Source organism: Pseudomonas sp. S3_E10, assembly GCF_054667615.1.
The window spans coordinates 1,022,482-1,036,356 of sequence record NZ_CP162743.1 but is presented as its reverse complement, the minus strand read 5'-3'; the positions used below and the strand labels follow the sequence as shown (position 1 = coordinate 1,036,356).

The window sequence follows — 13,875 nt, the reverse complement described above, 5'->3', positions numbered from 1 at the left end:
CTCCGTTATTGGTCATTCAGTTCCCCGAGCTGGATGTGCAGCCTCTCTTCCAATTCCAACATCAGCTTTTCCAGGGTTTTCACGGCGGCTTCGATCGAGGGTGGGTCATCGCCGCGCGCACAGGCCTGCTCGATGACTTCGCATTGCGCGGCCAATGAGCGGGCTTGAACGATGCGGGCGGCGCCCTTGATCTTGTGGGCCTGCTCGATAATCTCCTGGGGCTTGGCCGGCGGCGCCATCAGCGTGAGCAATTGCTGTCGGTCATGCCGGCTGCTGTTCAACAGCTCCTCCAGCAAGCGTCGGCGCATGTCTGGGTCGCCGCCGGTCAGGGCATCGAAGTTGCCGAGGTCGAGCATCGGGCCAGCCGGTTTAGGGTGGATATGGGCCAATTGCCGCTCCAATGCCGTGAGGCTGATGGGCTTGAACAGGCAATCGTTCATGCCCGCCTGGGCGCAGCGCTGCTTCTCTTCGGGCTGGGCATTGGCGGTAAAGCCCAACACCACGCAAGGTGTGAGTTGTTCGCGCTGCTCGTATTCGCGGATAGAACGGCTCAACTCGTAGCCATTCATGATCGGCATGTTGCAGTCGGCGATTACCAGATCGAAGTGCGCCTGGCGCCAGGCCTGGAAGCCCATCGCACCGTTCTGGGCCGCGGTGAACTGGTGGCCCAGGAAACCGAGCTGCTGGCACATCAGCAAGCGGTTCGCCGGGTGATCGTCCACCACCAGCACACTGAGCACCGGTGCGGTCGCCGTCGCCTCGGGCTTGGGTTCGGTGCTCGCCAGCTCAGGTTGAAGGCGCGTCATCTTCAGGCTGACGTGCACTTGGGTGCCCACCATCGGCACGCTGCTCAGGCTCAATTGGCCGCCCATCATTTCGCACAGGCTGCGACAGATCACCAGCCCCAGGCCCGCACCGCTCCTGGCCAGTTGCCCGGAGTTGTCGGCCTGGGCAAAGGGTTCGAACAGGCGCGCCTGATCGTCCCGGCTGATGCCGATGCCGGTGTCTTCCACCACCAATTTCATTTCGACCTGTTGCGGCAGTTGGGTGGGCAATACCTCCACCTTGATTTTCACCTGGCCACGCTCGGTGAACTTGATGGCATTGCTCACCAGGTTCGACAGCACCTGCTTGAAGCGCAGTGGATCGATCAGCACTTCGGTATGGACCAGGTCGGGCTTGAACTCCAGCAACAAACTGAGGGTTTTCTGGCGGGCCAGGCCGTCGAAGACGCGCACCACCGACTCGATCACCTCGCGCAGGTTGACGCGTTCCGGCGCCAGGCTCAGGCGGCCGGACTCGATACGCGCGATGTCGAGGATATCGCCGATCAGTTCCAGCAGATCCTTGGCTGAGTTGTAGGCCACTTCGATGGCCGGCCGATCCAGGTGGCCCTGGTCGGCTCGCTTGAGAGTCAGCTCGAGCATGCCGATCACCGCGTTCATCGGCGTGCGTATTTCATGGCTCATAGTGGCGAGGAACGTACTCTTGGCGCGATTGGCTTCATCGGCTTGCTCCTTGGCGGCGCGCAGTTCATCGAATAGTTGGCGTCGTTCGCTGATGTCTATCCAGCCCCCGATGATGCCTTGGACTTCACCGACGGAATCGCGGTACGGCAGGATCCAGTGGTAGATCGTCAGCTTCTTGCCATGAATGTGCAGGGTTCGGTCCAGGATCAGCGGGTTGCCCTCGGCGACCACGCGCTGGTAGTCGGCGTGATATTGCGCCGCCTCCGCCGCCTGGGCGGTGCCGATCTGGGTCACGGTTTTACCGATCACGTCTTCACGCTTGACGTCGAACACTTGCAGGTAGCTGTCATTGCAGGTCTGCAGCAAGCCCTGTCGGTCACGCACATAGATCGGGTGCGGGGTTTCATTGACGAGGGCGCGCATGAACTCGAACTGATCATTGAGCGCGCGTTCGGCCATCTTCCGATGCTTGATCTGGCGGCGCATGTAAGCGTTCCAGATCAGGGACGTCAGCAGCAGCAGCCCGGTCCCGATGATGATGCGCGCGATCAATTGGTGGTAATCGCGCCAGTAGCTGTCGGAGTCGACGCTGTAGCCTCGCCAGCGACTATTGATCACCCCCAGTTCATCCGGCGCGATGCTGAGCAGGGCCTTGTCGAGAATCGAGCTGAGTTCGTTAGCGCTGCGTGAGGTCGCCAGCGCAAAAGTGGCGGGCATCGTCCCGATGCTGAAGCTGATTTGAGTTTTGTCCTGGAACACCCGCGATGACAGGAAATAGTTGGCGACCACCAGGGTATTGACCGCACCCTCCACCTCGCCTTTTACCAGTAGTTCGGTCGACTTGAAGGAGTCACCTGTTTCAACCAGATGAATCTTCGGAAAATTCTCGCGCAGGAATTTTTCCAACGGGCTGCCTACGGTGATCGCCAGCCGTTTGCCTTCCATTTCTTCCAGGCCAGTGGGAGCTTGGTTCTCCTTGCGCGTCAACATCACGTAGGAGTTTTCCAGATAGGGGCGACTGAAGTTCAGCTGGGTTTCTCGTTCGGTGCTGGGAACGATGGCGCCGATGATGTCCGCTTTGCCGGCCTCGATTTGGTTGATCATCGCGTCCACATCCCGGCCGCGCTGGATGTCGAAGCGCAACCCGGTGCGCAGGCGAATCAGCTCCAGGAGGTCGGCGGTGATGCCGCGAAAATTGCCTTCGGCATCGAAGAACGTCAACGGCGCATAGGCTTCGTTGACGATCACCCTGACCACCGGGTTGTCCTTCAGCCAACGCTCTTCGCGAAGGGTCAGTTGCAGCTTGTGGTCAGTCAGCAAGATATCGCTGCCGGCACTCCAGCGCTTGGCAATCGCTTCCCGTTCATTGATGGGCACGGCCATTAATACCGCGTTGACGATGCTCAACAGGGTGCGCTGGTGCTGGGGCACGGCAAAACTGAAACCGTAGGCTTCATGCTTGCTGAAGTTGGCCATGCGGATGTTTTTCAGGTAGCCCTTGTTGATCAGGTAATGGGTGGAAATGGTATCGCCCAGGAACACGTCGGCCTGGTCGAATGCCACCGCATTCAGGGCGTTTTGATAGGAGGGGTAGGCGCGGATGATTGCCTCTGGGTACAGCTTCTCTACCTCGTCCAGCGGCAGGTAGTGATAGACCAGGGCTAGGCGCAGTTGCGCCAGGCCATCACTGAGGCTGCGGGTTTCGCCCTCGCGGGTGACCAGTACCGGCTGATCCACGGCATAGGGTTCTGACAAGGTCAGGTTGGGGTTCGCCGCTTCAAAACCGTTGGAGGAACCCAGCAAATCGATATCGCCTGTTTCCAGGGCGCGTATGGCGGCCTCACGGGACGGATATCGCAACACTTTCACCGGAAGGTCCAGTGCCTGAGCCAGCAGGCCAGCGTAGTCGGCGGTAAGGCCTTCATAGTCGCGACCGCTTGAGGTGAGGTCGAAGGGCGGATAGTCGGGTGATGCGGCCCCCAGCAGTAGTTCGCGTTTGTTCTGCAACCACAGGCGTTGCGCCTTGTCCAGATTGGGCTCCAGTTGTATGGCGCTTGCGCGACTCAACAAGTTGAAGTGTTCCGGGCTTGTTTGAGTGTTTGCAGGCACAGCGGTGCTGAAGCACAAACCGGCACTCAATATAATCAGATAGTCCTTTATACACCTGGGCATCCGCTTTCTCACACTAGCGCGTTTCGTTTTGCCATCTCGATAAGTTCTACCAAGGACTTGGCTTGAAGTTTCTGCATCAGCCGCTTTTTATAAGTACTTACTGTCTTGTTGCTCAAGAACATACCTTTTGCAATTTCCTTATTGGTGCGGCCTTGTGCAAAAAGTTGCAATACCATTAGTTCGCGATCGTTGACCGCTTTGAACAGTTCGAGTTCTTTGGAGTCGATGCCGGCGGCATTCAATGCCTGGCTGGGGAAGTAGTTGTAACCGGATAGCACGGCACGGATAGCGCTCAGCAGCTCGCTCAGGTCGCCTTCCTTGCACACATACCCATCGGCGCCCGACCGCATGCATCGCGTGGCGAAGAGTGTCGGCGACTGGGCCGTCAGCACCAGCGTTTTCATTGAGGCATTCATGGCGTTGAATCGGCAGAGCACTTCCAGCCCGTCCAGTTTTGGAATGCTGATATCGAGGATGATCAGGTCCGGCAGGCATTCGCGCACCATTTGTATGGCGTCGCATCCGTTATCCGTTTCACCCACTACTTTGTAGCCCTCATGTTCCAACAACATTCGGATGGCAAGCCTTATAACCGGATGGTCATCGATAATAAAAACGGTGTTCATAGTCACATTCCATGCTGGTGCAAATAAAGCGGGCACATTAGCTCAGAAGAGGGTGTGGAGCATGAGCACGAAGGGGGGCAGATATAAAACAGGAAAGGTCCTACATAAAAAAAGGTGAAGACTTACGAGTTGCTAAGGCTTTCTGAAGCGGCATTCCGGTGTTTTGCAACTAGCTGGCTGAATGCTGATGCGATGGATTAGGTGAAGATAAGCCGGAATGTTTTCGACGGGTTAATAGGTTTAACGTCCTACATTCAGGCCGGGCTCAATGCTCGGATCAAGCATGAAAGTTCATGTTTGTTTAAGGGTTTTGGCAAGTAGCCGAGCAGGGGAAGGCCTCGTTCCAAGGCTTGGGTTTGCAGCATGGAAAGTTCTGCCAAGGGCAAGCCACTGAGCAGGATCGCGGTGTTGATAAAGCGTTGGCGACTGGCGATGTCTATCAACTCAAGCCCAGGCAGGTCGGGCAGGCATTGGTCGCACAGGAGGATGTCGAAGGGCGCCTCGGCCAGCGTCATCAAGCGGATCGCTTGTTCGGCGTTTTCCGCCGGTGTCAGTTGCTCGAAGCCAAAACTTCTAAGCAGGCACTGGGTGGCCAACAGTTGAAAGGGATGGTCCTCCACCAACAGGATACGAAGGGGGTAACTGGGCATAGAAAGTACACGATGAGTCAAGCGTCGATGGGGACGCAGGGCAGTTATCCACGTTTGCCCGGAGCGTGCGCGATTATTCTCCGGGTGTTTGTGCGAATTCGATCAGGCCGCTCTGTTCCCTGTGTAGGGGGATTCTTTGAAGGCGGCAGACGGCTTGATCAATTCCGTTACTGAGGGCTGGAGCGCCCGGTCATCTCTCGCGCCATCTCGGTGGCATAGCTGTCGGTCATGCCGGCGATGAAGTCGATCATGCGTAGGAACGAGGTGTGCAATGGCCATGCAGGGTTGGGCGCATTGTTGCCAAGCAGGTCGAGAATGCGCCGGTTCTTGAAGGACGGCGTGCGTCCGCCATGTTGCTCCAGCGCCGCACCGCAAAAGGCGTTCAACAGAATCTCCAGCGTGGTGTAGGCGCCGATTTCATGCAGGGTCTTGCGCTTGTCCTGGAAGATTTTCTTGCGCGCCATGTCTTTGGCATCCAGTACACAGCGTTTGGCCGGGCCGTGCATATGCTCCACCAGGTCGCCGGGGAGGGTACCGGCCAGCAAGGCGTCCTGCTGCTCGACGAACGCGTGCGCGGCGGCGTTGGTCAGGTGCTCAATGGCTTTGCCGCGCAAAATCGCCAGCTTGCGGCGGCGTGAGTCCAGTGGGCCCAGTTGCCGATAAGTCTGCGGCAGGTCGTCGCCCACCAGGTTAAGCAGCAGCGACTCGACTTCGGCATAGTCCAACAGGTCCATTTCCAGGCCGTCTTCCAGGTCGATCAAGGCATAGCAGATGTCATCCGCGGCCTCCATCAGATACACCAGCGGGTGACGGGCCCAGCGTTGTTCTTCGAGTTGCGGCAGGCCGAGTTTGTGGGCGATCTGTTCGAGGATCGGCAGCTCGCTCTGATAACAGCCGAATTTGTGTTTTTTGTAGCCCAGGGAGTCGGCGTGGCGAGCGGTCCAGGGGTATTTCAGGTAAGTCCCCAGGGTGGCGTAGGTCAGCCGTGTGCCGCCATCGAACTGGTGATATTCAAGCTGCGTCAGCACCCGGAAGCCCTGGGCGTTCCCTTCGAAGTTGAGAAAGTCATTGCGCTCGGCACCGCTCATGTCGTCCAGCCAGCCGCGCCCCGCCGCCTGTTGAAACCAATGGCGGATGGCATCTTCGCCGGAATGCCCGAAGGGTGGGTTGCCGATGTCATGGGCCAGGCAAGCCGATTGCACCACCATGCCCAGGTCGCTCGGGTCGCACCAATCGGGCAAGACGCCGCGCAGGGTTTCGCCAACGCGCATGCCCAGGGAGCGGCCTACGCAACTGACTTCCAGCGAGTGGGTCAGGCGCGTGTGGATATGGTCGTTACTCGACACCGGATGCACTTGGGTCTTGCGGCCCAGGCGGCGGAACGCACCGGAGAAAATAATGCGGTCGTGGTCTTTGTGAAACGGGCTGCGGCCCAATTCTTCCGGGCTGTGGAGGGGTTTTCCAAGACGTTCGCGGGTAAGCAGGGTGGGCCAATCCAAGGCGAGTACTCTCCGGGCGGTAAATGACCCTCCCAGCTTCCCGGTTCCGCCTTGGCGGGGCAAGCGAAAATCTACAGGCCGGCGGCGTCAATATCGATTAACAGCAGGCGCTGACCATTATCGAAGAATTGTCCGGCGGTGAGGCAGTACTGGTTGGTGGTGGCGTCGCGGTAGGTCGAGGACAGGGTCAGGCGCCGTTCCTCCCAACCTTCGGCCAGCAAGTGATAGAAGTACGGGCGCCACGACCAGTTATGGCCCAGGTAGCGGCTGTCGGACTGCCAGGCGTCCTGGCGCCACTCGAAGTTGGGCGTCAACTGCGTTCCATGCCGGTCGCACTGATAAAAGCGCAGCAACCAGGGGAAGTCCGGTAGCTGCGGCAGCAGGGCCAGCGGCGCCTGGCCTTGGGCCCAGGTTTGCAGGATCTTCATCAGTTCGGTCAGTTGCTGGCGCAGGTGCATGAGGCGTCCGCGCTCCGCCAGTTTTTGCTGCACATACGCCGTGCGCAGTTGCGCAAAACGCGGTACGAAGGCGTCGGTGGCGAACCAGTCCAACTGCGCCTGGGCAAACAGATAGCCCTGCACATACCGCGAGCCGCATTCCAGGGCGAAGCTCAGTTGCGCCTCGGTCTCCACGCCTTCGGCGATGATCCAGCAACCGGTCTTTTCCGCCATCTGCGCCAGCGCCCGCACCACGTCGCTGCTCGGTCCGCCTCGGGCGGCGGCCTGGAACAGGCGCATGTCCAGCTTGAGAATGTCCGGTTGCAAGGCCAGTACCCGGTCGAGCTGGGAGTAGCCAGCGCCGAAATCGTCAATGGCAATACGTGCGCCCGCCGCGCGATAGCGCGCCACCACGTCGGCCAGGCGCTGTATATCGCCGCCCAACTCGGTGATCTCGAACACAATGCGCGCAGGGTCGACGCCATGCCTGTGTATCTGTTTCAGGCTCGGCAACGCCTGGCCCGGGCGCAGGCGGTTGATCCAGCGCGGCGACATATTCAGGCTCAGGAACCAATCGTCGGGGGCTTCATGCAGGCGGCTCAGCGCGTTGTCGCGTATCTGCCGGTCGAGGCGGCGCAACGCCACGCCCGGTGTGCGCGGGTCGTCGAACAGCGGGCCCACGGATTGCAAACGGCCGTCCGGCTGGCGCAGTCGGCCCAGGGCCTCGACGCCGGCAATGCGCCCGGTGGCGGTATCGATAAACGGCTGGAAGCAGGCGAGCGGTTGCCCGTCGATCACGGGGCCTCCTTAAGCGAGGTGGCGAAAAAAAGGCCCGGCCCTCATTCAAGAGGGCCGGGCCGATTCTGTTTGCAAGAATGCAGCCAGCAGGGCTCAAGCTTTACGCGAAGAGCTGGCCATCGCCAATTTGATCAACGGGATCAAACCGGCACCCAGGCGCACCAGGCGCGTAAGGCTGCTGAGGCTGCCGCCCTTGGCGCCCTTGCCGGTAAAGAAGCCCATCAGCGTCACCGCCGCCACGCCCCACAGCGGCGCGTGCTTGATGCCCAGGCTGTCCTGCCAGTTGTGGCGCATATCGCGGACTTTGTGCAGGGGCGCGAGCAATTGTTGCGACTCGTGACGGATTTCCTGGCGGTGCATTTCCATGCGCAGGCGGATCAACGCCTTGCGCATTTCCCGGCGGGAGGTGGTGTGGGGGATTTCAGTCAGGCTCATGGCAGCAGGCGCTCCCGATCATTGGCCAGCTCTTCGAGCGTGGCGTGGAAGGGCGTGGATTCATCGAACACCGCCGCCTTCAGGCGCACCCCGCAGAACGCGGCGGCGAGGGTATAAAACACGCATAGACAGATGATCCCGGTGAGGCGATAGCCGGTGTCCCATACCAGAATCATTACCAGCGTCGACAACCCCACCAGCAACAGCAGGGCAAACACCAGCGCCAGGCCTGCAAACAGCAGCAGGCTGACGGTACGCGCCTTTTGTTCCTGCAGTTCGATGCCAAACAATTCGACGTGGCTGTGCAGCAGCCCTAGAACGGCCGCGCCCAGGCGTCGTGAGGTAGAACGTGTGCCCGTGGACGAGCCGCTTTCGTCGATAGACATAGTGTTAGCGCCTTGTAGCCAGCAGGCCGATCAGAAACCCCACGCCAGCGGCAATGCCCACCGCCTGCCAAGGGTTGGCCTGCACGTAATCTTCAGTGGCGGTTACCGCTGCCTGGCCGCGTTCGCGCAGGGAGTCTTCGGTCAGTTGCAGGGTTTCGCGGGCTTTGAGCAGGCTTTCATGGATCTTGCTGCGCAGTTCGTCGGCCTGGTCACCGGCCAGGATCGCGGTGTCGTCCAGCAACTTTTCGGTGTCACTGACCAGGGTTTGAAAATCCGCCATCAATATTTCCTGCGCGGTCTGTGCTGTTTTTCTGGCCATGGTATCTCCGTGATGGGCTGATCTGTACGTGTGGTTTCGAGTCACCGGCATCGGTGAAGGTTCAGTGCAATTGTCTGGTACAGCTTTTGCTTTGCCTTGGTGCGCAGGCCCTGAAGGCTGCGCTGAATCTGGGCGGTAAGGCCTCAAGCCATCAAAAACCTTACCTTAAATAACTCAAACTCGCGGAAAAACCCTGTCGGCCACGGCTTTTCAGGTTGATCGCTGCGCTAAAGCGGTTCACGCCTTCTGCAGAGGGGCGGGGCCGTCGGTGCCAATTTAGTGCGCGCAACCCTGGCTCGAACCGCTTTGGTGCTTTTTGTGTTTAACACAGGCCTGCCAACCTCCATGGAAAATTTGCAAAGCGCGGTGGACACTCTGGTCCACAGCTCCAACACCCTGTTTATCCTGATCGGTGCGGTCATGGTACTGGCCATGCACGCCGGCTTCGCGTTCCTCGAAGTCGGCACGGTGCGCCAGAAAAACCAAGTCAACGCCCTGTCCAAGATCCTCAGCGACTTCGCCATCTCCACCCTGGCCTATTTCTTTATAGGCTATTGGATCTCGTACGGCGTGAGCTTCATGCAACCGGCGGCCGTGATCAGCGCCGACCACGGTTACGGTTTGGTGAAGTTCTTCTTCCTGCTGACGTTTGCCGCAGCGATCCCGGCGATTATTTCCGGAGGCATTGCCGAGCGTGCAAAATTCGCCCCGCAGCTGTGTGCCACTGCGTTGATCGTGGCGTTTATCTACCCGTTCTTTGAAGGCATGGTCTGGAACGGCAATTTCGGCCTGCAAGCCTGGTTGCTTGCCGCCTTTGGTGCCAGTTTCCATGACTTCGCAGGTTCCGTGGTGGTGCACGCCATGGGCGGCTGGCTGGCGCTGGCGGCGGTGTTGCTGCTCGGCCCGCGCAATGGGCGCTACCGCGAAGGGCGCCTGGTGGCCTTTGCACCGTCGAGTATTCCGTTCCTGGCGCTGGGGTCGTGGATCCTCATCGTCGGCTGGTTCGGCTTTAACGTGATGAGTGCGCAGACCCTGAGCGGCGTCAGCGGGCTGGTGGCGGTCAACTCGTTGATGGCCATGGTCGGTGGCACCGTCGCCGCGCTGGTGATCGGCCGCAATGACCCAGGCTTTCTACATAACGGTCCGCTGGCCGGGCTGGTGGCGATCTGCGCCGGTTCCGACTTGATGCATCCGGTGGGCGCGCTGGTGACCGGTGTGGTCGCCGGCGGCTTGTTTGTGTGGTGTTTTATTGCGGCCCAGGATCGCTGGAAGCTCGACGACGTGCTGGGCGTATGGCCGCTGCACGGTTTGTGCGGCGTATGGGGTGGCATCGCCTGCGGCATCTTTGGCCAGACGGCGCTGGGCGGGTTGGGCGGCGTGAGCCTGATCAGCCAGTTGATCGGCACCGGCCTGGGCGTAGCCGTGGCGTTTGGCGGCGGCCTGCTGGTGTACGGTGTGATCAAGCGCGCAAGCGGGCTGCGCCTGAGCCAGGAGCAGGAGTACTACGGCGCGGACCTGTCGATCCACAAGATCGGCGCGGTCAGTCAGGATTGATCGGCGCCTCGTCGTCATTGCCGGGGTGGGAGTAAAAACCGTGCAGCAGGCGGTAGCGGGTTTGCCGCACTTCATCGACCCGGGCCTGTACCTGTTGGTCCGGCAGGCCCAGCAGGATCAAGGCGTGGGAGGCGAGCATCAGGCTCGACTCCAACAACTCGGGCACCACTTCACTGGCGCCCGCGGCTTTCAGCTCAGCCAGTTGGCTGTCATCGCGGGTACGCACCAGGATCGGCACGTCGGGGTTGATTCGGCGTGCCTCCTTCAACACCAGCAGGGCGACATCGCTGTTGTCCACGGCGATCACCACCAACCGCGCGCGCTCCAGGCCCACCGCACTGAGCAGCGCGCCTCGGCGGCAGTCGCCGTAATGCACGCTGCTGTCTTCGGTGGCCGCCTCCTGCACCCGTTCCGGGTCGTCATCCAGGGCGATAAACGCCTGCCGCTCGCGGTGCAGAAAACGCCCGATGGACTGCCCGACACGGCCATAGCCGCAGATCACCGCATGCCCGTGCAACTGCGCGTTGAGCGCGGTGATTGCTTCCAGTTGCACCTGTTGGTTGGGTTTGCGGTGCAGGCGCAGGGCAATCGCCGGCGCGGCGCGCAACAACAGCGGAGTCAGCAGCATCGAGCAGAAGGTCGCGGCGAGCAGCACGCCATTGAACTGGTCCGGAATCAGTTGGCTCTGCTGCATCTGCGCCATCAGCGCAAAACAGAACTCACCACCCTGGGCCAGGGCCAGGCCGCTGCGCCAGGCGGTTTCACTGTCGCTGCCGCGCAGCTTGACCAGCACGGCGACCACGGCGCCCTTGATAAGCATCAAGGTGAGGGTCAGGCCGAGGATCAGCAGGCCGTGGCTGAGGAATAACTGCAGGTCGATGAGCATGCCGATACTGACGAAAAACAGCCCCAGGAGGATGTCGCGAAACGGTCGGATATCCGCTTCGATCTGGTGGCGATAATGGCTTTCGCCGAGCAGCATGCCGGCCAGGAACGCACCAAGGGCCGGAGACAGGCCGAGCAAGTGCGTGAGCCAGGCGGTCAACAACACAATCACCAGCGCCAACAGCACAAACAGCTCGGCCGAATGGGACGCGGCGACTTCGTGAAACAGGCGCGGTAACAACCAGCGACTGGCCAGCAGCAGGCCCACGAACAGCACCCCGGTTTTACCCAGGGTCAGCGGCAAGGCCCAGTACCAGGCGTGGTCACTGCTGCCGGCAAACACGGGCACCAGGGTCAGCAGCAACACGGCCACCACGTCCTGGAACAGCAGCACGCCGATCGCATTCTGGCCATGGCTGCTGAAGATTTCCCCGAGGCTGGTCAGCTCCTTGCTGACGATGGCCGTAGACGACAACGCCAGCCCCGCACCGAGCAGCAAGGCGATGCCTGGCGCCACGCCCAAGGCCATCAACATACCGCCCAGCAGCACCGCGCAACCCAGCACTTGCAAACTGCCCAGGCCGAATACGACGCGGCGCAGGGCCAGCATCTTGGTCAGGGAAAACTCCAAACCCAGGGAAAACAGCAGGAACACCACGCCCAACTCCGCGAGGTCGGGCAGCTCTTCGCTGTCATTCACCCAATCCAGAGCCGTCGGCCCCACGGCCAGGCCCACACACAGGTAGCCCAGCACGGGAGGCAGTTGCAGCCGGCGAAACAGCGCAATCACCACCAGGGAGGAGGCCAGAATGATCAGCAGGTTGGCAAACACGAGCATCTCCGTTGCAGGGTGAGCGGGCAAAAAGCCGCGAGAATCGCTGAATCAGTTATAGGCCATGCTGATCTGGGTCAATTTTTTTTGTGGGTCACAGCGCCAGGGCGGCTTTAGAATGCTCACTCGTCCCCTGCCAGGTCTATTCGCCATGCTTCCTGAATGCCAGCTGTTCGGCACCCTGGGTTGCCATCTGTGTGAGATTGCTGAAGCTGAAATCATGCCGCTCGTCGAACACGGACTGCTCGTTGAATTGGTCGACATCACCGACCCCGACGACCTGACCGAGGCCTATGGCCTAAGAATTCCGGTGCTTCGACGCAGGGACACGGGCGCGGAACTGGACTGGCCGTTCGACACTGAACAGGTTGTCGCCTTCCTTCGCTGAGGTTTATGCGATGGCGGGTTTCCAAATATTAAGTTACTGTATGTTTGTACAGCGATTGAATAGAGGGAACGCCCGTGGTGAATGTTGAACAACTGAAAAGCAGCGTCAATCGCATGTCTGCCGACGTCGTGCGCGATGCGGTGAACGAGCTGCGCCTCGATGGCTTGGTCACGGAAGGCAAGACGCCGTTTAACAAGGTGCATTTCAATACCTGCTTTGCCGAGATCGAAGCGTTGTTCCAGCGCGCCGGTTACCACAAGCAGTTGGACGTAGTGGGCTACCAGGGCTTGCTCTACGCCTTGTACGATCCGGGCCGCTGGGAAGCAGTGGACGTACTGCGCTGGCTCAAGGAGTTCACCGAGGCCGCCAGTGCGTCGCCGATCCTGCGGGCGCAATTGGCCAAGGCGTGATATCCGCCCTAGGCCGAATCCCGCTTCATGCGGGATAATGCCCGCCGGTTTTCTCAAGGCTTCGAGCATCGGCATGTCCACTTCCGGTTTTTCCGCGTCCCAGCATCAAGCCAGCACGTTGTACTTGCCTCCAGGCCGTTGGGCGACGGTGCTCGACTGCCTGTGCGAACACTTCCCGGCCGTCAGCCGCGCACACTGGCTGGACCGCATCGCCCGCGGTCGGGTGCTGGATATCAGCGGCAGCCCGATCCGCCAGGACCTCGCGTACAAAGAGGGGCTGTGCATCTACTACTTCCGCGAAGTGCCGAACGAAAAGGTAATACCGGTTCAGGAAACCATCCTGTACGCCGATGAACACCTGGTGGTGGCGGACAAACCACACTTCTTGCCGGTGACGCCTGCCGGTGAGTATGTCGAGCAAACCCTGTTGCGCCGCCTCATCCGCCGCCTGGACAACCCCTCGCTGGTGCCGCTGCATCGCATCGACCGGCACACCGCCGGGTTGGTGCTGTTCTCGGCCAATCCAGCCAGTCGTTCGGCCTATCAGCAGCTGTTTCCCACACGCCGGATCGATAAATTCTACGAAGCCATCGCCCCGGCGCTGCCTGGGCTGACGTTCCCGTTGGTGCACAAAAGCCGCCTGGTGGAGGGCGAACCCTTTTTCCGCATGCAGGAAGGCGAAGGTGCCAGCAACACCGAAACGGCGGTGCAGGTGCGGGAAAAACACGCCGGCCTGTGGCGCTACGGCCTGTTCCCCGTGACCGGCAAGAAGCACCAGTTGCGCGTGCACATGGCCGCGCTCGGCGCGAGCATCTGCAACGACCCGTTCTACCCGCAGGTGATCCAGGACGCCGTGGACGACTACGCCAACCCCCTCAAACTGCTGGCCCAGGGCGTGCGATTTGTCGACCCGGTGACCGGTCAAACGCGCAGTTTCCGCAGCCGGATCACGCTCGACTGGTAACCCCGGAAACGACAAGGCCCGCGCGAGGCGGGCCTTGATGGCAAACGTTAA

13 protein-coding genes are annotated in these 13,875 nt (G+C 60.5%); 4 read left to right on the top strand and 9 right to left on the bottom strand.

Annotation, left to right across the window (positions count from 1 at the left end):
• Positions 1-5: 5 nt before the first annotated feature.
• The 8 genes from AB4N98_RS04465 to AB4N98_RS04430 all read right to left on the bottom strand — a co-directional run bounded on the left by AB4N98_RS04465 (position 6) and on the right by AB4N98_RS04430 (position 8,791).
• On the bottom strand, positions 6-3,641 hold the full coding sequence (locus AB4N98_RS04465; protein WP_460069064.1) for a transporter substrate-binding domain-containing protein: 3,636 nt from the start codon (positions 3,639-3,641) through the stop codon (positions 6-8).
• An 8-nt stretch (positions 3,642-3,649) separates the two neighbouring features.
• On the bottom strand, positions 3,650-4,267 hold the full coding sequence (locus tag AB4N98_RS04460; RefSeq protein ID WP_017529358.1) for a response regulator transcription factor: 618 nt from the start codon (positions 4,265-4,267) through the stop codon (positions 3,650-3,652).
• A gap of 254 nt (positions 4,268-4,521) precedes the next feature.
• Positions 4,522-4,917 (bottom strand): response regulator, encoded by a 396-nt coding sequence (locus AB4N98_RS04455; protein WP_065877946.1) that lies wholly within the window; start codon positions 4,915-4,917, stop codon positions 4,522-4,524.
• Between the two features lie 167 nt (positions 4,918-5,084).
• On the bottom strand, positions 5,085-6,416 hold the full coding sequence (locus AB4N98_RS04450) for a deoxyguanosinetriphosphate triphosphohydrolase (RefSeq protein ID WP_460149270.1): 1,332 nt from the start codon (positions 6,414-6,416) through the stop codon (positions 5,085-5,087).
• 71 nt (positions 6,417-6,487) lie between these two features.
• Positions 6,488-7,651 carry an EAL domain-containing protein gene (locus AB4N98_RS04445; RefSeq protein ID WP_065877948.1) on the bottom strand — a complete coding sequence of 388 codons (1,164 nt, stop codon included), beginning with the start codon at positions 7,649-7,651 and terminating at the stop codon, positions 6,488-6,490.
• A gap of 93 nt (positions 7,652-7,744) precedes the next feature.
• Positions 7,745-8,086 (bottom strand): hypothetical protein, encoded by a 342-nt coding sequence (locus tag AB4N98_RS04440; protein ID WP_017529354.1) that lies wholly within the window; start codon positions 8,084-8,086, stop codon positions 7,745-7,747.
• Positions 8,083-8,472: a phage holin family protein gene (locus AB4N98_RS04435; protein WP_017529353.1), complete on the bottom strand. Its 390-nt coding sequence runs from the start codon at positions 8,470-8,472 to the stop codon at positions 8,083-8,085. The genes AB4N98_RS04440 and AB4N98_RS04435 overlap by 4 nt, the downstream gene beginning before the upstream one ends.
• 4 nt (positions 8,473-8,476) lie before the next feature.
• Positions 8,477-8,791 (bottom strand): ElaB/YgaM/YqjD family protein, encoded by a 315-nt coding sequence (locus AB4N98_RS04430; RefSeq protein WP_017529352.1) that lies wholly within the window; start codon positions 8,789-8,791, stop codon positions 8,477-8,479.
• A 345-nt stretch (positions 8,792-9,136) separates the two neighbouring features.
• Here AB4N98_RS04430 and AB4N98_RS04425 point away from each other — a divergent pair, with 345 nt between their 5' ends.
• Entirely contained in the window at positions 9,137-10,345 is a 1,209-nt protein-coding gene (locus AB4N98_RS04425) for an ammonium transporter (protein ID WP_017529351.1), read from the top strand.
• On the opposite strand, the gene AB4N98_RS04420 is transcribed toward AB4N98_RS04425, so the two are convergent.
• Complete coding sequence (locus tag AB4N98_RS04420) at positions 10,332-12,068, bottom strand: cation:proton antiporter (RefSeq protein ID WP_065877951.1); 1,737 nt, start codon at positions 12,066-12,068, stop codon at positions 10,332-10,334. The two genes, AB4N98_RS04425 and AB4N98_RS04420, sit on opposite strands and share 14 nt — an antisense overlap.
• Before the next feature lie 145 nt (positions 12,069-12,213).
• Here AB4N98_RS04420 and AB4N98_RS04415 point away from each other — a divergent pair, with 145 nt between their 5' ends.
• The 3 genes from AB4N98_RS04415 (at position 12,214) to AB4N98_RS04405 (ending at position 13,824) form a co-directional block, all read left to right on the top strand.
• Complete coding sequence (locus AB4N98_RS04415) at positions 12,214-12,450, top strand: glutaredoxin family protein (RefSeq protein ID WP_065877953.1); 237 nt, start codon at positions 12,214-12,216, stop codon at positions 12,448-12,450.
• Between the two features lie 74 nt (positions 12,451-12,524).
• Positions 12,525-12,860: a hypothetical protein gene (locus AB4N98_RS04410; protein WP_017529348.1), complete on the top strand. Its 336-nt coding sequence runs from the start codon at positions 12,525-12,527 to the stop codon at positions 12,858-12,860.
• A 73-nt stretch (positions 12,861-12,933) separates the two neighbouring features.
• Positions 12,934-13,824, top strand: a complete 891-nt coding sequence (locus tag AB4N98_RS04405; RefSeq protein ID WP_065878058.1) for a pseudouridine synthase — start codon at positions 12,934-12,936, stop codon at positions 13,822-13,824.
• Positions 13,825-13,875 lie beyond the last annotated feature (51 nt).

What these genes read in the sequence shown, in the direction of transcription:
- AB4N98_RS04465 (WP_460069064.1), bottom strand. Translation starts at nt 3,641, where the DNA reads ATGCCCAGGTGTATAAAGGACTATCTGATTATATTGAGTGCCGGTTTG.
- AB4N98_RS04460 (WP_017529358.1), bottom strand. Translation starts at nt 4,267, where the DNA reads ATGAACACCGTTTTTATTATCGATGACCATCCGGTTATAAGGCTTGCC.
- AB4N98_RS04455 (WP_065877946.1), bottom strand. Translation starts at nt 4,917, where the DNA reads ATGCCCAGTTACCCCCTTCGTATCCTGTTGGTGGAGGACCATCCCTTT.
- AB4N98_RS04440 (WP_017529354.1), bottom strand. Translation starts at nt 8,086, where the DNA reads ATGAGCCTGACTGAAATCCCCCACACCACCTCCCGCCGGGAAATGCGC.
- AB4N98_RS04435 (WP_017529353.1), bottom strand. Translation starts at nt 8,472, where the DNA reads ATGTCTATCGACGAAAGCGGCTCGTCCACGGGCACACGTTCTACCTCA.
- AB4N98_RS04430 (WP_017529352.1), bottom strand. Translation starts at nt 8,791, where the DNA reads ATGGCCAGAAAAACAGCACAGACCGCGCAGGAAATATTGATGGCGGAT.
- AB4N98_RS04425 (WP_017529351.1), top strand. Translation starts at nt 9,137, where the DNA reads ATGGAAAATTTGCAAAGCGCGGTGGACACTCTGGTCCACAGCTCCAAC.
- AB4N98_RS04420 (WP_065877951.1), bottom strand. Translation starts at nt 12,068, where the DNA reads ATGCTCGTGTTTGCCAACCTGCTGATCATTCTGGCCTCCTCCCTGGTG.
- AB4N98_RS04415 (WP_065877953.1), top strand. Translation starts at nt 12,214, where the DNA reads ATGCTTCCTGAATGCCAGCTGTTCGGCACCCTGGGTTGCCATCTGTGT.
- AB4N98_RS04405 (WP_065878058.1), top strand. Translation starts at nt 12,934, where the DNA reads ATGTCCACTTCCGGTTTTTCCGCGTCCCAGCATCAAGCCAGCACGTTG.